Here is a 21,491-nt window from a genome sequence, read left to right on the forward strand (position 1 = left end):
GATCAGAGGCGTCCCGCCACAAAACGAAGGTCAGCCCGCGTCCCCGCCCAGCGGGTTGGGCAGCAGCGCCCACTGGTCCCCGGACACCCCCGGCGACAGCCGCATCAGCGTCAGCGCCTTCGTGGGCAGCGGATTCGCGCGCAGCGCCGCGAGGTCCGGGGTCGGCGGGACGTCCCGTACGGCCGTCTCCAGGGCCGCTCGCAGGGCCGGGCGGCTGCCGGCCGTCCCGGCGAGCGCGCCCGCCACCAGGGAGCCGAACAGCTTGCGGCGCAGCGCCGTGACGTCGTCCGTGAGGATCCGGGCGGGCAGTCCGTCGGGGAGCGGGATGCCGTGCCGGGCCAGCCGGGCCGGGCTGACGCGGATGTCGGCCAGGTCGCGGTAGACCAGCCGCAGCGGGGCGCCCGACGCCGACAGCACGACCAGCAGGTTCTGCCCGTGCGCCTCCAACGCCACGCCCAGCTCCAGCAGCCGCAGCCCGGCGGTGAGCGCCAGCCGGGCGAACTGCGCCAACCAGCCGGGGGAGCCCGGCAGTTCGGTGCCGGCGAGGGCGGCCACCGGGACGACCCGCTCGCCCGGTGCGCCGTAGACGGCGGGCGACTCGCGCAGCACGGCCGCGAGATCGGGTGAGTCGGCGGTCGCCGCGCCCAGCGTGCGGGTCATGTGCAGCAGGCCGTACACGCGCGGCGTCAACGTCTCCGCGAACTCCGACAGGGCCGCGGACGCGACGATGGAACCGACCGAGATGTCCCGCACCGAGGACGTCAGCCGGGTGCTCAACGCCGTCTTGACATGCGGACCGTCGGCGAGGGCGAGCGTGCGCAGCGACATCAGCGGATGCGCCGTGGCCCCCTCCTCGCAGAACAGCTTGAGCACATGCGCCGCCTGCCACGGATGCACCGGGATCACCAGCCGCGACCCGTCCCGCAGGTGCGGCGGCCACTCGCCCGACACCAGGCACTCGTCGGCCGGCACCGGCAGCAGACCCAGCCGCACCGACGGCCGGTGCTCGGGCCCGTAGGCCAGCTGCTCGGCCACCGTGAAGCCGGGCCGCGACCGGCAGCCGGGGTGGTACGGATGCCCGTCGACGACCCGCTGCTCCCACTCCCAGTCGTGCGCCGGCCACTCCCGCGGGTCCTTCAGCGAGGTGCCGTCGGGTGCCTGCCCGGCCCGCGAGAGCGCCAGCGAGGCGACGCTGTGGCCGAGCTCGGCGGCGAGATCCGCGCCGTGCGGCACGGCCAGCTCCGTCATCAACCGTGCCGGATCGTCGTACGCCACCCCGTCCAGCCGGACCTCCGTCACATAGGAGGCGGTCGCGTACGGGTCCGCGCGCGGGCCGTGCAGACGGCGGCCGTCGCCCAGTGTGAGCAGGCTCTCGCCCGCGGGCTGCGCCCGGTGCGCGATCCAGGGCAGCGGTTCATGCACGAGGGCCCGCCACAGCCGGGTGAGAACGGCCGCCCTGGCCCCCGGCAACGCGGCCGCGAACCGGGGACCGAGAGCGGGACGTACGGCGGCCAGTTCTTCGGCCAGCTCGGACTCTGCGCTGGGGGAACGGTGCACGGGTGGGCTCCTGGGGTACGGGTACGACGTCACGGAGGGGCCGTGACGACGGCGATACTGATCGTCTCCGCTCAGAAGAACCGTAGGGAACCAGAGAACCAGTGGATCACGTGGACCTCATCCCCCCGCCCGCCGAGGCTGCCGCGTCCGCCGAATCCGCGGCGTCCGGCGACGATGCGGCGTCCGCCGAAGCTGCGGTGCGTGCCGAGGCCGACGCCTACGCGGCCGCGCCGCTGCTCAACTGTCTGCTCCGCGAGCTCGGCGAAGAGCTGCCCCGACCGCCCGGAGCCGACGGGCGGCCGGTGTACCGGCTGCCCGGCAGCGGCCGGCTGCTGCGCGTGCGCGGCGCCCGGCGGCCGGCCGAGCCCGAGGTGGAGACGGCGGGGGCGGCGGCGAGGGCGGCGGGGGCCTGGCGTCGGCTCGGCCACGAGGAACTCGTCGAGCTGGTCGCCGAGGAGCTGCGCCGGCACACCGGACTGTCCAACCACGAGCTGCCCGCGGAGATGATCGACAGCCGGGACGCGGTGGCCGCACTGCTCGCCGCACGCGCGGGTGCCACCCCGCCCGCCGACCCCTACCTGCGCTCCGAGCAGTGCCTGCTCACCGGCCACCCCCACCACCCCGCTCCCAAGGCGCGCGGCGGCGGCCCGCACGCCGGCTGGCTGCCCTACGCCCCGGAGGCGTACGCCCGCTTCCCGCTCGTCCTGCTGGGCGTGCGCGAGGACACCGTCGCCGAGGAGGGCGACACCTCCGCGCTGGACGCCCTCGGCACGGCCCCGCCCGGCTACCGGCTGCTGCCCGCCCACCCCTGGCAGCTCGACCTCGTGGACCTCGCACCGGCCTTCGCCGACGGCCGTCTGGTCCGGCTCGGCACGACCGACTTCGACGCCTGGCCGACGGCCGCCGTGCGCACGCTGTACGCGCCCGAGCGGGACCTGTGCCTGAAGTTCAGCCTCGACGTCCGCATCACCAACGACATCCGCCGGCTGTGGCGGCACGACCTGCTGGGACTGCGCCGCACCGACGCGGCGGCGGCCCGCGCCTTCGCGGCGATCGAGGGCCCGGCGGCCTGGCTGAGCGACCGCGGCTACCGCACCGCCGACTTCGCCTTCGAGGAACTCGCCGTCCTGGTCCGCGACGGTCTCGACGGCCATCTCCTGCCCGGCGCGACCCCGCTGCTCGCCGCGGGCCTCGTGGAGGGCTTCGCGGGCAGCCCGCTGGCCGCCGCGCCCGACCCGGCGGCCTGGTGGGAGGCGTACCTGGCCGTCGTCGTCCCGCCGGCGCTGGCCGCCTTCGCCGACCACGGCGTCGTCCTGGAGGCGCATCTGCAGAACACGCTGGTCGCCGTCGACGCCGAGGGCCTCCCCGTGCAGGCCCTGTTCCGGGACGCCGAGGGCGTGAAACTGCTCGCGGACGTCGAGCGGGCGGCCGGCTGGGAGCGGCTGGTGTACTGCCTGGTCGTGAACCACCTGTACGAGGTCGCCGCGGCCCTCGCCGAGCGGCGCCCCGGCCTCGACCCCTGGCCCGCGGTGCGCCGCGAACTGGCCCGCCACGACCTCCCCGAGGCCGCCGCCCTGCTCACCGCGCCCACCCTGCCCGGCAAGACCAACCTGCTGCTGCGCTGGACGGGCGCGGACGGCGCCGACGCCCGCTACCTGCCGCTGCCCAACCCGTTGGTCGGTACATGATCTGAACTACGCTGGCCGATGTGCTGCGCGAAGTGACTGCTGTTCGATACGTGAACCCGCTGCGGTCCGGCGGCTCCGTCCCCGGGGTCGTCGAGGCCGACGACCTGGGCACGTACGTCGTGAAGTTCACCGGCTCCGCGCAGGGCCGCAAGGCGCTGGTCGCCGAGGTGATCGTCGGCGAGCTGGCGCGCGCCCTCGGGCTGCGCTTCCCCGAGCTGGTCCTGGTGCACTTCGACCCGGCGATCGGCGACGGCGAGCCCCACCAGGAGGTACGGGAACTCCACGGCGCCAGCGCGGGCCTCAACCTCGGCATGGACCACCTGCCGGGCGCGCGGGACTTCACCCCGGAGATCGCGAAGTCCTTCCCCGTGGACCCGGTGGAGGCCGGCCGGATCGTCTGGCTCGACGCCCTGACCGTCAACGTCGACCGGACGGTCCACAGCTCCAACCTGATGATCTGGCCCACCCTCGGGGTCGCGCCCCCGCGGCTGTGGCTCATCGACCACGGCGCGGCCCTCGTCTTCCACCACCGCTGGGACGGCGCCGACCCCGAGAAGGCCTACGACTTCCGCCACCACGCCCTCGGCCACTACGCCCCGGACGTCCGCGCCGCCGACGCCGAGCTGGCCCCCCGGGTGACCGAGGAGCTGCTGCGCGCGATCGTGGCCGAGGTGCCGGACGCCTGGCTGACGGACGAGGCGGGGTCCGGCGCCCCGGACGTCCTCCGGGAGGCGTACGTGGAGTACCTCCACGCGCGCGTGAGCGCCTCCGCGGCCTGGCTGCCCACCGACTTCCCCACCCGGGAGGAACTCGCCGCCGAGGAGGCCCTCAGGGCGGCGAGGACACAGCAGGGCCGGCCGAAGTGGCTGAAGCAGGTCCCCGACCTGCACGGCAAGCCGGCGGCGGAACAGGATTGGTCGGTGCATCTCGGATGACCCAGGTCGTGCAGATCGAGTACTGCACCCAGTGCCGCTGGCTGCCCCGCGCGGCCTGGCTGGCGCAGGAGCTGCTCACCACCTTCGAGACCGAGCTGACCGAGCTGTCGCTCAAGCCCGGCACCGGAGGCGTGTTCGTCGTCCGGGTGAACGGCGAGGTCGTCTGGGACCGCCGCGAGCAGGGCTTCCCGGAGCCGACGGCGGTGAAGCGGCTCGTACGCGACCGAGTGGCCCCGGGAAAGCCCCTGGGCCACTCGGACAAGCCTTCACAGGACGACGTCAGCCCATGAGTTTCAGCCTATGAGCCTCAGCCCTTGAGCCTCAGCCCTTGAGCTGTTCGTACGCGGGCAAGGTGAGGAAGTCCGCGTAGTCCTCGTCGAGGGCGACGGTCAGCAGCAGGTCGTGGGCCTGCTGCCAGTGGCCGGACGCGAAGGCCTCCTCGCCGATCTCCGCGCGGATCGCGGCCAGCTCCTCGGCCGCGACCTTGCGGGCCAGCTCGGGCGTGGCCTTCTCGCCGTTCTCGAACTCGACGCCCGCGTTGATCCACTGCCAGATCTGCGAACGGGAGATCTCGGCGGTGGCCGCGTCCTCCATGAGGTTGAAGATGGCGACCGCGCCCAGGCCGCGCAGCCAGGCCTCGATGTAACGGATGCCCACCTGGACGGCGTTGACCAGACCCGGGTAGGTCGGCACGGCCTTCAGCGAGTCGACGGCGATCAGGTCGGCCGCCTCGACGTGGACGTCCTCGCGGAGCCGGTCCTTCTGGTTCGGCTTGTCGCCGAGGACCTTGTCGAAGCATTCCATGGCGATCGGGACCAGGTCGGGGTGGGCGACCCAGGAGCCGTCGAAGCCGTCGCCCGCCTCCCGGTCCTTGTCCGCGCGCACCTTCTCGAAGGCGACCTTGTTGACCTCCGCGTCCCGGCGGGACGGGATGAAGGCCGCCATGCCGCCGATGGCGTGCGCGCCGCGCTTGTGGCAGGTGCGGACGAGGAGTTCGGTGTACGCCCGCATGAACGGGGCGGTCATCGTCACGGCGTTGCGGTCCGGGAGGACGAACTTGGCCCCGCCGTCACGGAAGTTCTTCACGATGGAGAAGAGGTAGTCCCAGCGGCCCGCGTTCAACCCCGAGGCGTGGTCGCGCAGTTCGTAGAGGATCTCCTCCATCTCGTACGCGGCCGTGATCGTCTCGATGAGGACGGTCGCGCGGACCGTGCCCTGCGGGATGCCGAGGTGGTCCTGCGCGAAGACGAACACCTCGTTCCACAGGCGGGCTTCGAGGTGCGACTCGGTCTTGGGGAGGTAGAAGTACGGGCCCTTGCCGAGGTCGAGCAGCCGCTGGGCGTTGTGGAAGAAGTACAGGCCGAAGTCGACGAGCGCGCCCGGGACCTGGGTGCCGTCCGGGGCGACCAGATGACGCTCGTTCAGATGCCAGCCGCGCGGGCGCATGACGACCGTGGCGAGCTCGCCGGCGTCCTTCAGCGCGTACGACTTGCCGGACCCCGGATCGGTGAAGTCGATGCTCCGGGTGTAGGCGTCCGCCAGGTTGAGCTGCCCCAGGACGACGTTCTCCCAGGTCGGCGCGGAGGCGTCCTCGAAGTCCGCGAGCCAGACCCGGGCGCCCGAGTTGAGGGCGTTGACCGTCATCTTGCGGTCGGTCGGGCCGGTGATCTCGACCCGGCGGTCGTCCAGGGCCGCGGGGGAGGGGGCCACCTTCCAGGAGTCGTCCGCGCGGATCGCGGCGGTCTCCGGGAGGAAGTCGAGCGTGGAGGTGCGGGCGATCTCGGCGCGGCGCCGCGCCCGGCGGGCGAGGAGCTCGTCACGGCGTGGCGTGAACCGCCGGTGCAGCTCGGCCACGAAGGCGAGCGCCGCCTCGGTGAGGACCTCCTCCTGCCGCGGCAGGGGCTCGGCGTCGACGATGGCCAGCGGGGACGGCGCTGGTGCGGACATGAGCGGTCACTTCCTTCAGCGTGCGTGGCACCGGGTGCCCTTCTGGACAATGGATACTAGTTTCCTCATCGTGGAAGTTCAATGGTTTGTTGACGTCAAGATTCCTGCCTGCCGGGGTGGCGCCAGTGGGTCGCGACGGGACCGGTGGGGTCAGTGGGGTCAGTGGGTCCGGTGAGGCGGTCGAGATCCGCGGGGGTGTCGATGTCGTACGGCTCGGCGACGTCCGCGCACTCCACGAGGGTGACGGTCGCCGCGTGCTCCTCGAGGTAGGCGCGCGCACCCCGGTCCCCGCGCGCGCTCGCCGCGACGCCCGCCCAGTGGGCCGACCCGAGCAGCACGGGGTGGCCGCGCAGACCGTCGTAGGCCGCCGCCGCGAGCGTGTGCTCGTCCTCGAACGCGGCGAGCACCCAGGCCGCGGCCCGCGGCCCGATGCCCGGCTGGTCGACCAGCGAGACCAGCGCGGCCCGCGCCCCCGACCCGGCGAGCGAGCCGAGGCCGACGCGCAGCGACGCGCCCATGCCCTGCTCCCACTCCGCGTTCTCCACGACCACGCAACCCCCCAGCCGCGCCCGCTCCCGTACGGCGTCGGCGGCGGCCCCCAGCACCACGTACACGCGCGTGCAGCCCGCCGCCCGCAGCACCCCCGCCGCGTGCTCCACGAGCGGCCGACCCCGGTGTGCGAGCAGCGCCTTGGGCCGCCCGCCGAGCCGCCGGCCCCCGCCCGCCGCGAGCAGCAGCCCGACGACCGGGCCTTCGGCGTCGGCGGCGGCCGGGGGTTCGTATTGCGTCATGCGTCCTGCATACCCGACCGGGGACTGAATTTCCGTCCGCGCAGTGGCGGATCCGGCATCGGGTGGCGTTTACTGACCCGCGCGTCCTTCGGTGCTCGACCAACACCATGGGGGCGCGGGGTGGGAACACGCGCGCGTACTCGCACGCGCGCGGGTGCGTGCCATGGGGGGAGAGCCGTGTTGCCGAGCTTGGGGCAGAGGGCGCAGAGGGCAGTGACCGGCAGCGACGAGGATCCGAGGGTGGCGGAACTGCGGACCGCGGTGTCCCGGCTGCGCCGCGAACTCGCCGCGCACCCGGCCGAGTTCCCGGACCGGGTCGTCGCCGAGGACGAACTCGCCGCGCTCGCCGCGATGGCCGCGCACGGCATCCCGGAGATTCCCCGGTTGCGCCGGTCGCTGTTGCTGATCGCCGGGGCGATCGGCTCCATGAGCGCCCTGTCCCGCGGACTGTCGGAAGTGCGCAGCGCGGTGGAGCTGTTCGGCGAGTCGCCGCGCGGCTGAGCCGTGGGTGTGGGGGTAGCGCTGAGCGGTGGCCGACGTGGGCCTATACCGCCGGTCCCGAGCTGGTCAGCGCCTCCGACAGCTCCACCGCCACCTGCTGGAGCACGGGCACGATCCGCTCCGTGGCCGACTCCGTGACGCGGCCCGCCGGGCCGGAGATGGAGATGGCCGCGGCGGTGGGGGAGTCGGGCACCGACACCGCCAGACAGCGGACGCCGATCTCCTGCTCGTTGTCGTCGACCGCGTACCCGGCGCGGCGCACCTCGGCGAGCGCGGCGAGGAAGCCGTCGGCCGTGGTGATCGTCTTCTCGGTGGCGGCGGGCATGCCGGTGCGCCCGAGCAGCGCGCGGACCTCGGCGTCCGGGAAGCCCGCGAGCAGGGCCTTGCCGACGCCCGTGGAGTGCGGCAGGACCCGACGGCCGACCTCGGTGAACATCCGCATCGAGTGCTTGGACGGCACCTGCGCCACGTACACGATCTCGTCGCCGTCGAGCAGCGCCATGTTCGCCGTCTCGCCGGTCTCCTCGACCAGCCGGGCCAGGTAGGGGCGGGCCCAGGTGCCCAGCAGCCGGGAGGCGGACTCGCCGAGCCGGATCAGCCGCGGGCCGAGTGCATAGCGGCGGTTGGCCTGCTGGCGGACGTAACCGCAGGCCACCAGGGTGCGCATCAGGCGGTGGATGGTGGGCAGCGGCAGCCCGCTGCTCGCGGACAGCTCGCTCAGGCCCACCTCGCCGCCCGCGTCCGCCATCCGTTCGAGGAGATCGAAGGCGCGCTCGAGGGACTGGACCCCTCCGCCGGCGGACTTGGCGGAGTCGGTGGTGCTGGCGCTGGACGTCGGCACGGCGCGTTCCTCTCGAAACTGGCGGTTCGAAACTGACGGTTCGAAACTGGCGGGAGGGGCTGAAGCCTACCCGGCGGTCGGTTGACTCCTCGCTTGTGCCTAGCTACGTTCTGCTTGTCGGAATACTAATTCCGCTTTGTGGAAACGTCCAGGGTGTCGGGGCGGGCGCTCCGTGGGGGAGTGCGCCCTTGACGGTGTGGAGGCGGGAGTGAACACTCCTTCAACGGAATGTTGAACAGAGAGGAGTCCGGGTGTCCGACGCTCAAGCCGACCTGGTACTGCGCTCCAGGCGGGTCGTCACCCCCGAGGGGACGCGCCCCGCGGCGGTCGCGGTCGCCCGCGGCACGATCACGGCCGTCCTGCCGTACGACGCCCCGCTGCCCGAGGGCGCCCGCCTGGAGGACTTCGGCGACGACGTCCTGCTGCCCGGGCTGGTCGACACCCACGTGCATGTCAACGACCCCGGCCGCACCCACTGGGAGGGCTTCTGGACCGCCACCCGCGCGGCGGCGGCCGGCGGCATCACCACCCTCGTCGACATGCCCCTGAACTCCCTGCCGCCGACGACGACGGTCGACCACCTGCGCGTCAAGCGGGAGGCCGCCGCCGACAAGGCGCACATCGACGTCGGCTTCTGGGGCGGCGCCCTGCCCGACAACGTCAAGGACCTGCGGCCGCTGCACGACAGCGGCGTCTTCGGCTTCAAGGCGTTCCTCTCCCCGTCGGGCGTGGACGAGTTCCCGCACCTCGACCACGACGGGCTGGCCCGGTCCCTGGCCGAGATCGCCGGGTTCGACGGCCTGCTGATCGTGCACGCCGAGGATCCCCGCCACCTGGCGGCGGCTCCGCAGACGGGCGGCCCCAGGTACGCCGACTTCCTCGCCAGCCGCCCGCGCGACGCCGAGGACACGGCCGTCGCGGGCCTGATCGCCCAGGCGAAGCGCCTCCACGCGCGCGTGCACGTGCTGCACCTGTCGTCGAGCGACGCGCTGCCGCTGATCGCCGCCGCCAAGGCGGAGGGCGTCCGCCTCACGGTGGAGACCTGCCCGCACTATCTGACCCTCACCGCCGAGGAGGTCCCGGACGGCGCCAGCGAGTTCAAGTGCTGCCCGCCCATCCGCGAGTCCGCCAACCAGGACCTGCTGTGGCAGGCCCTGGCGGACGGCACGATCGACTGCGTCGTCACCGACCATTCGCCGTCCACCGCCGACCTGAAGACGGACGACTTCGCGACCGCGTGGGGCGGCATCTCGGGACTTCAGCTCAGCCTGGCCGCGGTGTGGACCGAGGCGCGCCGACGCGGTCACGGCCTGGAGGACGTCGTGCGGTGGATGTCGGCCCGGACGGCCGCGCTGGCGGGCCTGTCGCGCAAGGGCGCGATCGAGGCGGGCCGCGACGCCGACTTCGCCGTCCTCGCCCCCGACGAGACCTTCACCGTCGACCCGGCCGCCCTCCAGCACCGCAACCGCGTCACGGCCTACGCGGGCAAGACCCTGCACGGCGTCGTGAAGTCCACCTGGCTGCGCGGCGAACGCATCGTCGCGGACGGCGAGTTCACCGAGCCGAAGGGTCGTCTCCTCACCCGCACCCCCTGACCCGCCCCGCACCGGCATCCGCAGCGCACTTTGCACCGGCCGACCATCGAAAGGCAGACCTGATCACCGTGACGGCGATAAAGAGCTTCACCGGCGACGCGAACCCCTACGGCGGCGGCGACCCGTACGCGGACCACCGCACCGCCGACTTCCCCTTCACGCACCACGCCAACCTCGCCGACCGGCAGCTCGGCGCCGCCGTCGTCGCCGCCAACGACGAGTTCTTCGCGCAGCGCGAGAACCTGCTGCTGCCGCACCCCGCCGAGTTCGACCCGGAGCGCTTCGGGCACAAGGGCAAGATCATGGACGGCTGGGAGACGCGTCGCCGCCGGGGCGCCTCCGCCGACCATCCGTGGCCGACCGCCGAGGACCACGACTGGGCGCTGGTGCGGCTCGGCGCGCCCGGCGTGATCCGGGGCATCGTCGTCGACACGGCGCACTTCCGCGGCAACTACCCGCAGGCCGTGTCCGTCGAGGGCACGTCGGCGCCGGGGTCGCCGTCCCCCGAGGAACTTCTCGGCGACGACGTGAAGTGGACGACGCTCGTGCCGCGCACGCCGGTCGGCGGCCACGCGGCGAACGGTTTCTCCGTGTCGGTGGAACAACGCTTCACCCATCTGCGGGTCAACCAGCACCCCGACGGCGGCATCGCGCGCCTGCGCGTGTACGGCGAGGTCGTCCCGGACCCGGAGTGGCTGGCGGTGCTCGGCGCCTTCGACGTCGTCGCCCTGGAGAACGGCGGCCGGGCCGAGGACGCGTCGAACCTCTTCTACTCCCCGGCCTCGAACACCATCCAGCCGGGCCGCTCCCGCAAGATGGACGACGGCTGGGAGACCCGCCGCCGCCGTGACACCGGCCACGACTGGATCCGCTACCGGCTGGTCGCCCAGGCGCAGATCCGCGCGCTGGAGATCGACACCGCGTATCTGAAGGGCAACAGCGCCGGCTGGGCCTCGGTGTCGGTCAGGGACGGCGAGAGCGGCGCGTGGACGGAGATCGTCCCGCGCACCCGTCTCCAGCCCGACACCAACCACCGCTTCGTCCTGCCGGCCCCGGCCGTCGGCACGCACGCGCGCGTGGACATCTACCCCGACGGCGGCATCTCCCGCCTGCGCCTGTTCGGCTCCCTGACGGAGGCGGGCGCCGCGGCCCTGGCCGCCCGTCATCAGGAACTGGGCGGCTGAGCCGGGCTCGGGCTGCCGTGCACACCCCGGCGGGGGCGGGGTGTGCACGGCGCGGACGCGGGGGCGGTGCACCACGACCCGGTCTCGGTCACCCGCGCCGCGCCGGGCGCGGGCGGCGCTCAGCCGAGGCTCACGCCGCGTGTCCGCCGTCCACGGCGAACTCGGCGCCCGTGACGTAGTCGGCCGTCGCGAGATGCGCGACCGTCGCGGCCACCTCCTCCGCCCGCCCGAAGCGGCCCAGGGCGGTCATCGTCGCCTGGGCGGCCGCGTACGGGCCGTCCGCCGGGTTCATGTCGGTGTCGACCGGGCCCGGGTGGACGAGGTTCGCCGTGATCCCGCGCGGACCCAGCTCCCTGGCGAGCGCCTTGGTCAGACCCGCCAGGGCCGCCTTGCTCATCGCGTACAGCGTGCCGCCGGGGCCGGGCACCCGCTGGGTCATGCAGCTGCCGATCGTGATGATCCGGCCGCCGTTCGCCATCCGCGCGGCGGCCGCCTGCGAGGCCAGGAACACCCCGCGCACGTTCACCGCCAGCACCCGGTCGACCTCGGAGAGATCGAGCTGGTCCAGCGGGCCGAGGACGCCGACGCCCACGTTGTTCACCAGCACGTCGAGACCGCCCAGCGCCTCCGCCGCCCGGTCCACCGCCCCGGCCGCCTCGGCCGGGTCCGCCGAGTCCGCGCGCAGGGCCACGGCCCGCCGCCCCAGGCCCGTCACGGCCCGTACGACGTCGTCGGCCGCCTCCTTGCCGTTCAGGTACGTCACCGCCACATCCGCGCCCTCCCGCGCGAGCCGCAGGGCCGTGGCCGCCCCGATCCCCCGACTGCCGCCGGTGACGAGGGCCGCCTTGCCGTGCAGAGTTCCGTGTGTCGTGGTCATTGCGTAGGTCGTTGTCATGCCTCCCATCCCATCCGCCGGGGCCGTGCGTCGCTGGCGGCGAACGGACATCGAGATCGCCCGGGGCCGCACGAACTCCCGGCCGACGGGTAGCCGGAGGTTAACTTCCCGAAAATTCATCGGACTTGACGGGAAAATCCTCGGAGTTGTCATTGACATGCCATGGTCTACGCGCGTCATCATGTCGGCATGAGATTCCCCCCACGAATCACCCGCATCGGAGCATCGGCGGCCGTGCTGTCCGCCCTGCTCGTCGGCGGCACCGTCTCCGCCACGACGGCGCACGCCGCGGTCGGCAGCGTCTGCTACACCAAGCTGCCGTCCCAGGCGTACGACACCCTCGAGCTCATCGAGGCGGGCGGACCCTTCCCGTACTCGCAGGACGGGTCCGTCTTCCAGAACCGCGAGGGCGTGCTGCCCAGTCAGTCGACCGGTTACTACCACGAGTTGTAGCGTCTGATCTCCTGGAATCTCATTTATTCAGGTCAGGGCTTTGAAGTGGGGTCGAATCGGGGGCGGAAAGAGACAACGATTACTTCAGTAATCGGGGTCTCTGTGGGCGGGCCAGGACACGTCGCGAGGGCGCCGACTGAAGTACGAGGGTCTGCCAGCAGGTTCTTGGCCTGCTGGTGGTACAGCGGCATCGCAACGCTGACCTGCGCACACGGCAGCCGTGGACAGCTCAGCGGAGTCGTTGGCCCGGGCATGGTCCGGATCTTGAGCTGCCCGGGGCAGCTGCCTTTGGCGGTGGCGGTCGGGGCCTGCGGCAACCGTTCGTACTCCCGGCCAGACAGCGGTGCCGGCCACACGCCCTGCATATTGAAGCCCGCACGCTGCTCTCGCAGGGTGGCAATCCGCCGGTCGCGGCCGCAGGCAGTGGCCAAACCGCTCTGAAGTCCAGACGCGCGTTCTCGTCGAAGTGCGTCTCCCCTCGCTCCGTGTTTCTCGGCCAGCCCGTCGTACTGCCCATGCCGGTGCAGGCCACCTGGATACAGCGGGTGGCTGTGGTTGCCGTTCTCGCCGTGGACCTTGTCATTGGGGATCTGCCGCAGCAGTCTCGGTGTGGTGTCCACCTGGGGGTCGAGATGCCAGCGGATCGCCTGGATATCCCAGGCGGAGGACTGGATTGGCGGCCGCCTTGTGGGCAAGGTCCATGCCGGCCGGGGGGAACCATGAGCCGGTGGACGTATTCGTCGAACGACGACGGCTGGGAACTGAGGAGCGCCGGTTGGATCCGCTCGGCCTGGATGCGCAGTCGCTGCTCTTCCCCCTTCGCGATCTAGGGCCTGTTGTGAAAGTAGATCTTGGTCGGGGTCGGTCATGCGTGATGCGTGAGCAGTCGTGGGCCCAGGCCAGCGCAAAACGCCTGATCACAGGGGACGAACGAGTGTTATCGTCGCCCGCATGCCTGAACTGATCACACCCACAGGTCGACTCCAGTCCTCATGGCTCGCGGCGCGTGCCGAGTGGTCTCCAGGTGCCCACCAGGACGGGACCGGCTTGCGTCTCGCACCTGAAGCCGACCTCGACAGCCCCGAGGTTTTCGCGGCGTGGGTCGAGCAACTGCGGCAGCAGTCGGACAGGTCAGTTGCCGTGGGAGAAGGGCGCGTCCACGCCACCCACTGGTGGATCGTCGAGGGCGACAGCTATCTGGGAGCCATCGATCTGCGGCACTATCTGAACGCCGTGCTGCTCGATGTCGGCGGGCACGTCGGCTATAGCATCCGGCCCTCCGCCCGGAGGCGTGGCTTGGCCACGTGGGCCCTCGGGGCGGTTCTACTCGAGGCCCGTGCGTTCGGTCTGGGTCGGGTCCTCGTCACCTGCGACGACGACAATGTCGGATCGGCGCGCAGCATCGAGCGCAACGGTGGCGTCTTGGAGGACGTCCGCACCACCGACGCGGGCGTCAAGCGTCGCTACTGGATCACTCTGTAGGCATTGTGCAGCCGTGCTGGTTACAGCCACTCGTTGATGGCCGCGACCAGCACGGTCGCTTCGTAGCGGACCGCGAGTTTGTCATATCTGGTGGCCACAGCACGGTGGCGTTTGAGGCGATTGATGCCGCACTCGACCGCGTGGCGCTCGCGGTAGTCAGTCTTGTCGAAGTTCGGTGGCCGACCGCCGCGGGAGCCGAGCTTCTTGCGGTTGCGGGTCTGGTCCTTCTTCTCCGGGATCGTGCAGCGGATCCCGTGTCGGCGCAGGTAGGAGCGGTTCCTCCGGGATCCGTACGCCTTGTCGGCGCGCACCTTGTCGGGCCGTTTGCGCGGACGCCCCAGCCCCTGCCGAGGCACTCGGATCCGTTCCAGGACCGGCTCGAACTGCGGGGAATCCCCGCGCTGCCCGGCCGTGATCACGATCGACATGGGCTTTTGCCCCTGCTCGACCGCGAGATGGACCTTGGTGGTCAGCCCGCCGCGTGAGCGCCCGAGGCCGTGGCCGTCCGGCTCGGTCTCGACGCCCCCGGGCGGCTCCTTCTGGAGATCCCCCTTTTGACCGCTCCGGCGGCGTGCTGATGGGCACGGCACACCGTCGAGTCGACGCTGACATCCCAGGTGATCAGCTGATTCGCGTCCGCCTGGGACTGCAGCACGGCGAAGATGCGCTTCCAGGTGCCGTCCCGTTGCCAGCGCCGAAACAGGTCGTAGACCCGGTCCCACGGCCCATACCGCTCGGGTACGTCCCGCCACGGCGTTCCCGCCCGGGTCCGCCACCGTATGCCGTTGATCAGCTGCCGCCTCGGCCATGTCGGCGGCCGGCCGGACTTCTGGCCATTCGGCAACAACGGCTCCAACCGGGCCCACTGTTCGTCCGTCAGATCACCACGTGCCACGACGCGTGATCATTTCACTAGTGATCTGCTGTCGATAAGGATCTTGACGGTGAGTGATCACGTGCCCGTGGGCCGAGTACATCAGCCGCACGGCCCGTAGTCTTCACATTGCGCACCACACACGAGACCCGGGGGAAGCATGACGTCGTACCGATTGCAGATCGCGCCCGAACACGCAGACTCGCGCAGCCTGCTTCAGCTGGCCGAGTGGCTGCGCGGGGACGAAGAGGTTGGTGAGCGTGTGGAGATCGACCTCGTCGCGATGCCTGCCGGGGAAGGCGACATGGGCTCGGCCTTCGACGTCGTTCAGGTCGTGATGGACGAGGGCTTCCAACTGGCCGGCCTCGTCGTGGCCATTGCGACATGGCGACGGACCTCGCCGAGGAAGCCCGACGTGGTGATCGAGCGCAACGGGATCCGTGTCACGGTCGACACTGACGACGCCGAAAAGATCGCGCAGATCGCAGAGGCACTCAGCGACGCGTCGTGACATCCCACCAGCCGAGCAGCCTGCCTGTCCCTGCGCAGTCGCACGTCCTGCTGATCGGATTCGCCCGCTACAGCCACGCACCTGACCTGCCCGCCGTCGCCAACAACATCGAGGCCCTGCAGGAATTCTTCACCTCCGCCGCCGGCTGGGGTCTGCCGGCCGCACACTGTCACGTCATCCAGCACGCTACGACCGCCGATGACCTGATCACGCCCTTGCGTTCGGCTGCCGCAGCAGCCCGCGACACGCTGCTGGTCTACTACGCCGGGCACGGCATCCTCGACGAGGAGATGGAATTCTCGCTGTCCCTCCCTGCCTCGCGGTTGGCCGACCCATGGACGGGAGTTCCCTACACATGGATGCGAAGGTTCATCGCCCGGGCCCGCGCCAAGCGCCGGGTCGCCGTCCTGGACAGCTGCTTCAGCGGCAAAGCTCACGCCGTCATGGGCAGCACCTCGGAGGTAGTGAAGGGCCAGGCGGCGGCAGCGGGAACCACCGTCATCACCTCGGCACGAGACGACCGCGTCGCCCTGGCCCCCGTCGGTGAAACCTACACGGCGTTCACGGGCGAGCTGCTGAGCGTGCTCCAAAGGGGCATCGACGGTGGACCAGCAGTCCTCACCGTCGACCAGGTCTACGACGGCGTCAAAGAAGCCCTGGCGGCCAAGGGCCGCCCACGGCCCGACCGCACCGGCAGCGACACCTCAGGACGCACAGCGATGGTGGCGAACCGGGCCTTCGTGCAGACCGGGCCAGTAGCAGAGCCCACCATTGTCGCGCACCGGCATCTTCGTGCACTGGTCGCACGCCTACGCCAAGGACACGTCGATGCCACCGCCGCCGCACCGGCCGCTGCCGCCGATACGGCTCCCACGACGGCAGGTACGAAGAGCGAGCAGCGAAGGGCCACAGAACGCAGCCGTACCCCGGCTGAACGGCTCGTCGGGCGGAATTCCGGCAGATCCTTCGCGAACGGCCGCTACGCGACCCAAACCGTGATCGCTGCCGGCGGGATGGGAGAGGTCTACCTCTGCCGTGACACTCTGCTGGGACGCACCATCGTCATCAAACGTCTCCACAAAGACATGGCAAGGTGGGGAGGCGAACTCCTCCGCGACGAAGCGCGAGCCGCGGCAGCCCTCAACCACCCCTCCATAGCCGGGGTGTTCGACGTCGTACAAGAAGACGCAGACCAATACATGATCATGGAGTATGTGCCTGGCTGGGACCTGAGTGCGGCGGCGGCAGCCACCCGGCTCACGGTGCACGAGGCCCTCGCCGCGGCACTGAACGTCCTGGACGGACTCGAGCACTCCCACGCGGCAGGCATCATCCACTGCGACATCAAGCCGTCCAACCTCATGCTGACCCCCGAAGGACGCATAAAGATCCTGGACTTCGGGATTTCCAGCATGAACGAGACCATCCACAAGGACGGCAACGTCAGCGGAACGCACATGTACATGCCGCCCGAAGCCTTCTCCGGTGCGCCTCCCCACGTCACTCGAGACATCTTCAGCACCGGAGCCGCCCTCTACGAACTCATCGCCGGCCAGCTCCTCCACGACGGCCGCTGGCCGCCACAACCACTCGTACACCGACCGCCTCGGCTCTCAACGCTCGTGCCCGACCTGAACCCCGGCATCGAAGAGCTGATCGAGAAGGCCATTGCGCCGCTGCCACAAGAGCGGTACTCCAGCGCGGCACAGATGCGGGCCGACGTGGAACGCTACCTCTGACCGGACTCTCAGCCTGACCGTATGCGGAACCCATGCCGTCACGGCGGGAAAGGGCAGACCCGTCCCCCGTGCCGACCGGATGTGGCCGGCGAGGACCTCCCGAACCGCATTCCCTCCCGTTGCACGTGCTCTGGGCCAACGAAAGAGAGCCGCGGAGCCGAGCATTCTTCCCTCGCCGAGAGCCAACCTCGTCGACCCGCGTCGCACGGCCGCCGACCAGGTGACACGGGCGGTCTGCGCTGGCTGTGCGTACATCACCATCGTCAAGACGATCCGCGGCAGCACACGTCCCCCGGCCAACATTCGGGTGGCGACTGCCGAACGGCAAAGGCTTCCGCCCGGCCGCATCACGCGCTCTCCACATCGTCGGCGCTGAATGCCGCCGGGTGGGGGCAAGCACGCGATCCAACGCCCCACCGGCTGCCGTACGAAGCAAAGGGCCCCGCCGAATTCCTGCCGTTAGCCCAGTTCACTCGCGGAGTTGCAGTCGAAGGCAAGAGTGGTCGCCCGGATGAAGTGCTGGAAGATCCTGCGCGGGGCCTCCGGCTGCCTGACGGTTCTCGACCGGGGTCGGTCAGTGCCGCCACCCCAGGCGACGACAAGAGATCCCGCGCGGCTTCGGCAGCGATCGGAGGGTACGCGGCCACCCTCACAGCCTCGGTCTGGTCAAGGCGGCTCGCGGCCGTGCTCACGGGGAAGTCGGGGCGCATGAGAGCATCAACCGGAGGCGGTCAAACGTGATCTGAGACACATCGTGAAATTGATCGTGCAATTGCAGGTTCGCGCAAATAAGGGTCGAAGCGCTTCGCCTCCGGAAGGCGTCCTGGTGAGCGGGGGTGGCGAATCGAGTGCTGAGGGTGGCGAAACCTCGGTGTACGACAGTAAAGATCATCGCATCTTACGGTAAGCGGAAAAGTACCTTCCGTTAGAAAGATGTGTTCGGAGGCGTGCACGTTTACCTGCATCAGTGGGCTTACCTGTTCCCCGGAGCAACGGTGCTCTAGGTGCCTGACCGCGCCGACGGGGACGGAGTGGTCAGACCGCCGCCTGAAACGAAGGAAAACAACCACTGTGGACTACGACGTAGTCAGCCTCGTGCTGGCCTTCGCCGCCGCGGCGCGTTCGTTCGCGCCCGACGTGTGGTTCTTAGTGCGGCGCCTGCTCGGCGCCGGAGTCCGCATCGGGGCGGCCACCCTGATCGAACAACAGCCTCACTCCGCCTCCCCATCGCACACGGCGTCTCTGGACGACGGAGGCCGCTGATGACGAGCCAGCGACCCGACCCGTCAGGACGTGTCACCCACAACCTCGCAGCCTTCATGCCGCCCGAGTTCTGGGAATTCCAGGCCCGCTACGACCGCGCGTGCCTCGAGTACAGCCGTATCCACCTCGGCAACGCGGCCGCGGCCCGCCGGTTGGTCGACAGCACCTTTCTCTACCTGGCCACCATCTGGTTCCGCCTGGAAGCGATGCCCAACCCCGCTGCCCACGCCTGGGCCCTGTTCAAGCAGTGCGTCCACGGCGAACTCGAGGCACAAGGCCGCAGCCCCGCGACGACGGAGACGCTGGCCTTCGCCCGGGCCCTGCGCGCCGCCTCCGAGCCCCTTCTCAACTCGTTCCGCGCCTCCTTCCACTCGGAATACGGCCCGGAGTTAGCCGAACTCGAGGAAGGCATGGGCCTGTACCGGCAGATGACGAAGCTGAGCGAGCGGCAGTTCGACGTCCTCATCCTGCGCGACGCCCTCGGCTTCGACACCAAGGAGACCGCCCTGATCATGGGAATCCAGGAAGCCACCGTCCGTTCCACCCGACGCACTGCCAAGCACCGCCTCGCCGCCGCCATGGGATTCCAGTTCGACGACACCGCCGACGCCGACGTCACGGACGACACCGACAAGGAGTGACCCACCCATGGCCCGCGCCCCGCGCAGCATCGACGAGGCCCTACGCCGTGCCCGCGTCTTCCAGGGCGAATACACCGCCGCCGACCTGGAGAGCGCCCGGCACGCCCTCGCCCGCCACCTGCACGAGCTGCGCTGGGTGCAGTTACTCAGCACTGCTGCACCCTCCGGCGCCCGAGCTCACCAGCTCCCCGGCGCCCTCCACGAACAGGCCGCGCACGACCTGCGCACCCTGTGCCGCGGCGCCGTCCACCACCACGGCGCCGCCCTCCACATCACCGCCTTCGACACCGCCCGCGACCCCGAAGGCGCCCTCACCTTCGCCTGCCTGCTCTACCTCGCCGACCAGGAAGAAGGAGCCCAGTTCTGGTGGCACTACGCCGCAGGCGCCGGCAGCGCCACCGCCGCCCTGAGCCTCTACCTGCTCCACCTGCGCCACGGAGACATGCGCGACGCCCAGCACTGGGCCAGCCAGATCCACCGCCTCAACCGCCTGGACTGGAGCTGCTACACACCAGTGCCCCACCATGCCGACACCAGTGCCGAGCCCTCCCTCGGCCCGAGCGTCCATTACACCCTCCCCGTCTCGGGCCCCGCAGTCTCCGAAGGCGCCGTCAAAGACGCCGTCGACGAACTCCAAACCCCCCACAGCGGCGTCCTGGGGCCCGTTCCCCAGCCCATTCCCGCCCTCGCCGACCACTGGGACGAACTCGTCACCGCGTGAACCGCCAACCCGGGCTGAGGCCATGACAGAGAGACGGGCTGTCTGAGTTGAAGATGCGGCACTTCGGCAGTGCCGCCGCGGCGAAACCATAGCCAGTGTTGGGCTCAGTGCCCCGTTTTCCGCACGTCCACCATACGCAGGGCGAGCACCGTGCCGTCCCGGTGGATCGAGACTGGCCCACCCCAGTTGTCGTCCCAATCGGCGCGGGACCACACCCGGCTTCGGTCGTGCGCCGCCTTGCGCCCCGCCGACACCTCGGCACGCTGTGCGGCGTCGTCACCGTTGCGGGTGCCCCTGGCCAGGTGGCGCAAGAGATCCACCTGAACCCCGGAGAAAGCCTCCACGTGGTCGCCGTTGAGTCGAAAGACGTGATCGGTACCGGCAAAGGCCTCGCCGAGCAGCTCGTGCGTGACGTCCTGGACGCTGCCCGCGGCAGGATGCTCAAACGTCTTGAAGAACTCTCTGCCCTGCCGCTTTGTCAACAACCGGGCTGTGGCACGGCCCGCTCCGGCGAACGCCGTCAGACCGGCTGCGTCCGTACGGGCCAGGGCTTCCTGGAACCACGCGAAATTCTCAGGCTTGACTTGGCAGCCGGGCTCGGGCTCGAAGTGGCGTCCCCTCTCTTGGGGGCGCTCGATCCCCGGGAAATACTCCTTCTGCCGGGGTGGCTGATCTACGTCTGCCTCACGAGTGCCCACGGTGCCTTGGAGGTCGAGACGAGATCCGGCTCCTGACGCATGCAGGGCGTGGACGGTGACCGGCCCGTCCAGAGGGAGTTCGGTGCTGAACAACAAGCCCGGGGTCTCGTTCCATGCACCGATGTGGACGCCGTCGACGTGGGCTGCGCAGGAAGCCAGCTGCGTGTGGGAGACGGCCGCCCCGCTGTGATTGCCCTTGCACGCGATGGGGAAGATCACGGACGGCTGGTCCGGCTTCCACACCTCGGCCAGATAGTGGGGCCGGTAGCGGTAGCCGACGCTCGTGCTCCTGTCGTCCTTGTTCTCCCTTTCCGCACTGGTCAGAGCCCAGCCGGCACGCAGAACGGTGTCCGAGTGCAGGATCGAGACCTCGTGATCTGGAAAGCGGCTGCGCAGGATGCGCTCGGCGAGCGTCAGAGCGAACGCCTGACCCAACTCGTCCGACTGGAGCGTCTTGTAGTGCTTGGCGATGCGTTTGCCCTCCGACGAGAGCCACAGGTACGTGCCCTTGCCTGCCTGCAGCGCCTGGATGTACTTCAGACTGCCCCAGTGCTCTGCCAGCCCACGCGCCGCGCCACGTTGGGTCAGCGACAGGCCGCGCGCGAGATGATGCAGCAAAGAGATGTACGGCAGCTTCACGGACATGCCCAACTCGGAGCTGGAGAGGGGGCGGAGCCCCTGCTTGCGCCGCAGGTCGGGCGCAGACTCCTTACGCGGTCGGCCGTCCCGCGCCGCTTCCTCCGTCTGCCGTTGCTGATTCCGACGCCGCCTCTTGTCCTCAGCCCGCGCCGCCGTCTCCACACTCCCGGTCAGCGGGCTCTTGGAATCCACGGCGACAGCAACTGACTCCAAGAGACGATCCAGTACCTCCGCAGCGCTCGGAGCGTCTTCCACGGCAGTCCCTCCCACTGGACACGTGGCCACAATCCCCAGGCACGAGAGTGACCGCGGCCATCTGACGACGCCAGACGGCCTCCGGAGAATGGCCGGAAGCGTCTGTATGGCTCGGCAGGGAACCGGTTGTGGCCGCTGCGTGGCCATGCGATGCCGCGCCGCTTGGCGCACCAGCATCTCGATGGCGGGCTGGTGATCCGTTGCGGCGTTCGCCGCAGGAGCTGGAGATTGAGCGGGAGTGAGGACCGAGATGCGGAACCTTCTGAGGCCGGGCGCCTTCG

Annotated in this window: 19 protein-coding genes and 1 pseudogene; 13 read left to right on the top strand and 7 right to left on the bottom strand. The window is 70.6% G+C overall.

The window, feature by feature from the left end:
- Positions 1-30 precede the first annotated feature (30 nt).
- Complete coding sequence (locus ACWCPF_RS11905) at positions 31-1,557, bottom strand: IucA/IucC family protein (RefSeq protein WP_451044846.1); 1,527 nt, start codon at positions 1,555-1,557, stop codon at positions 31-33.
- Between the two features lie 101 nt (positions 1,558-1,658).
- On the opposite strand from ACWCPF_RS11905, the gene ACWCPF_RS11910 reads away from it, so the two are divergent.
- The 3 genes from ACWCPF_RS11910 to ACWCPF_RS11920 are packed head-to-tail and all read left to right on the top strand — an operon-like array spanning position 1,659 to position 4,470.
- The gene (locus ACWCPF_RS11910; RefSeq protein WP_451044847.1) at positions 1,659-3,245 is read left to right on the top strand and encodes an IucA/IucC family protein; all 1,587 of its coding nucleotides are present in this window, start codon (positions 1,659-1,661) and stop codon (positions 3,243-3,245) included.
- 20 nt (positions 3,246-3,265) lie between these two features.
- Positions 3,266-4,180 carry a HipA family kinase gene (locus tag ACWCPF_RS11915; RefSeq protein ID WP_451044848.1) on the top strand — a complete coding sequence of 305 codons (915 nt, stop codon included), beginning with the start codon at positions 3,266-3,268 and terminating at the stop codon, positions 4,178-4,180.
- Entirely contained in the window at positions 4,177-4,470 is a 294-nt protein-coding gene (locus tag ACWCPF_RS11920; RefSeq protein ID WP_451044849.1) for a SelT/SelW/SelH family protein, read from the top strand. The genes ACWCPF_RS11915 and ACWCPF_RS11920 overlap by 4 nt, the downstream gene beginning before the upstream one ends.
- Before the next feature lie 31 nt (positions 4,471-4,501).
- On the opposite strand, the gene aceB is transcribed toward ACWCPF_RS11920, so the two are convergent.
- Both aceB and ACWCPF_RS11930 read right to left on the bottom strand, forming a co-directional pair.
- On the bottom strand, positions 4,502-6,127 hold the full coding sequence (gene aceB / locus ACWCPF_RS11925) for a malate synthase A (RefSeq protein ID WP_451044850.1): 1,626 nt from the start codon (positions 6,125-6,127) through the stop codon (positions 4,502-4,504).
- Positions 6,128-6,222: 95 nt separating this feature from the next.
- The gene (locus ACWCPF_RS11930; RefSeq protein WP_451044851.1) at positions 6,223-6,918 is read right to left on the bottom strand and encodes a nucleotidyltransferase family protein; all 696 of its coding nucleotides are present in this window, start codon (positions 6,916-6,918) and stop codon (positions 6,223-6,225) included.
- Between the two features lie 213 nt (positions 6,919-7,131).
- Here ACWCPF_RS11930 and ACWCPF_RS11935 point away from each other — a divergent pair, with 213 nt between their 5' ends.
- Positions 7,132-7,419, top strand: a complete 288-nt coding sequence (locus ACWCPF_RS11935) for a DUF5955 family protein (protein ID WP_451044852.1) — start codon at positions 7,132-7,134, stop codon at positions 7,417-7,419.
- 43 nt (positions 7,420-7,462) lie between these two features.
- On the opposite strand, the gene ACWCPF_RS11940 is transcribed toward ACWCPF_RS11935, so the two are convergent.
- The gene (locus tag ACWCPF_RS11940; RefSeq protein WP_451044853.1) at positions 7,463-8,260 is read right to left on the bottom strand and encodes an IclR family transcriptional regulator; all 798 of its coding nucleotides are present in this window, start codon (positions 8,258-8,260) and stop codon (positions 7,463-7,465) included.
- A gap of 251 nt (positions 8,261-8,511) precedes the next feature.
- Here ACWCPF_RS11940 and allB point away from each other — a divergent pair, with 251 nt between their 5' ends.
- On the top strand, positions 8,512-9,855 hold the full coding sequence (gene allB / locus ACWCPF_RS11945; RefSeq protein WP_451044854.1) for an allantoinase AllB: 1,344 nt from the start codon (positions 8,512-8,514) through the stop codon (positions 9,853-9,855).
- Positions 9,856-9,923: 68 nt separating this feature from the next.
- The gene (gene alc / locus ACWCPF_RS11950; protein WP_451044855.1) at positions 9,924-11,039 is read left to right on the top strand and encodes an allantoicase; all 1,116 of its coding nucleotides are present in this window, start codon (positions 9,924-9,926) and stop codon (positions 11,037-11,039) included.
- Between the two features lie 130 nt (positions 11,040-11,169).
- Here alc and ACWCPF_RS11955 read toward each other — a convergent pair whose 3' ends face one another.
- Positions 11,170-11,916, bottom strand: coding sequence for an SDR family oxidoreductase (locus ACWCPF_RS11955; RefSeq protein WP_451044856.1), 747 nt, complete (start codon positions 11,914-11,916; stop codon positions 11,170-11,172).
- 207 nt (positions 11,917-12,123) lie between these two features.
- Between ACWCPF_RS11955 and ACWCPF_RS11960 the strand changes: the two are divergent.
- Positions 12,124-12,381, top strand: a pseudogene (locus ACWCPF_RS11960) (ribonuclease domain-containing protein); the annotation flags it as partial.
- A 957-nt stretch (positions 12,382-13,338) separates the two neighbouring features.
- A complete protein-coding gene (locus tag ACWCPF_RS11965; protein ID WP_451044857.1) occupies positions 13,339-13,869 on the top strand; it encodes a GNAT family N-acetyltransferase in 531 nt (176 codons plus the stop codon).
- Positions 13,870-13,889: 20 nt separating this feature from the next.
- Here the strand turns inward: ACWCPF_RS11965 and ACWCPF_RS11970 are convergent.
- Positions 13,890-14,764 (bottom strand): IS5 family transposase gene (locus tag ACWCPF_RS11970; RefSeq protein ID WP_451044858.1). Its coding sequence is split into 2 segments (ribosomal slippage): positions 13,890-14,387 and positions 14,390-14,764, totalling 873 coding nucleotides; the frame shifts between segments, so codons are not numbered across the junction.
- Between the two features lie 139 nt (positions 14,765-14,903).
- On the opposite strand from ACWCPF_RS11970, the gene ACWCPF_RS11975 reads away from it, so the two are divergent.
- The 5 genes from ACWCPF_RS11975 (at position 14,904) to ACWCPF_RS11995 (ending at position 19,618) form a co-directional block, all read left to right on the top strand.
- Positions 14,904-15,254, top strand: coding sequence for an effector-associated constant component EACC1 (locus ACWCPF_RS11975; protein WP_451044859.1), 351 nt, complete (start codon positions 14,904-14,906; stop codon positions 15,252-15,254).
- Positions 15,251-16,993 carry a caspase, EACC1-associated type gene (locus tag ACWCPF_RS11980; protein ID WP_451044860.1) on the top strand — a complete coding sequence of 581 codons (1,743 nt, stop codon included), beginning with the start codon at positions 15,251-15,253 and terminating at the stop codon, positions 16,991-16,993. The genes ACWCPF_RS11975 and ACWCPF_RS11980 overlap by 4 nt, the downstream gene beginning before the upstream one ends.
- 1,071 nt (positions 16,994-18,064) lie before the next feature.
- A complete protein-coding gene (locus ACWCPF_RS11985) occupies positions 18,065-18,256 on the top strand; it encodes a hypothetical protein (RefSeq protein WP_451044861.1) in 192 nt (63 codons plus the stop codon).
- Complete coding sequence (locus ACWCPF_RS11990) at positions 18,256-18,897, top strand: sigma-70 family RNA polymerase sigma factor (RefSeq protein ID WP_451044862.1); 642 nt, start codon at positions 18,256-18,258, stop codon at positions 18,895-18,897. Before ACWCPF_RS11985 ends, ACWCPF_RS11990 begins: the two co-directional genes overlap by 1 nt.
- 7 nt (positions 18,898-18,904) lie before the next feature.
- Entirely contained in the window at positions 18,905-19,618 is a 714-nt protein-coding gene (locus ACWCPF_RS11995; RefSeq protein ID WP_451044863.1) for a hypothetical protein, read from the top strand.
- 104 nt (positions 19,619-19,722) lie between these two features.
- Here ACWCPF_RS11995 and ACWCPF_RS12000 read toward each other — a convergent pair whose 3' ends face one another.
- Positions 19,723-20,961, bottom strand: a complete 1,239-nt coding sequence (locus ACWCPF_RS12000) for a hypothetical protein (RefSeq protein WP_451044864.1) — start codon at positions 20,959-20,961, stop codon at positions 19,723-19,725.
- Positions 20,962-21,491 lie beyond the last annotated feature (530 nt).

It is taken from the genome of Streptomyces sp. NPDC001858, from assembly GCF_053594615.1.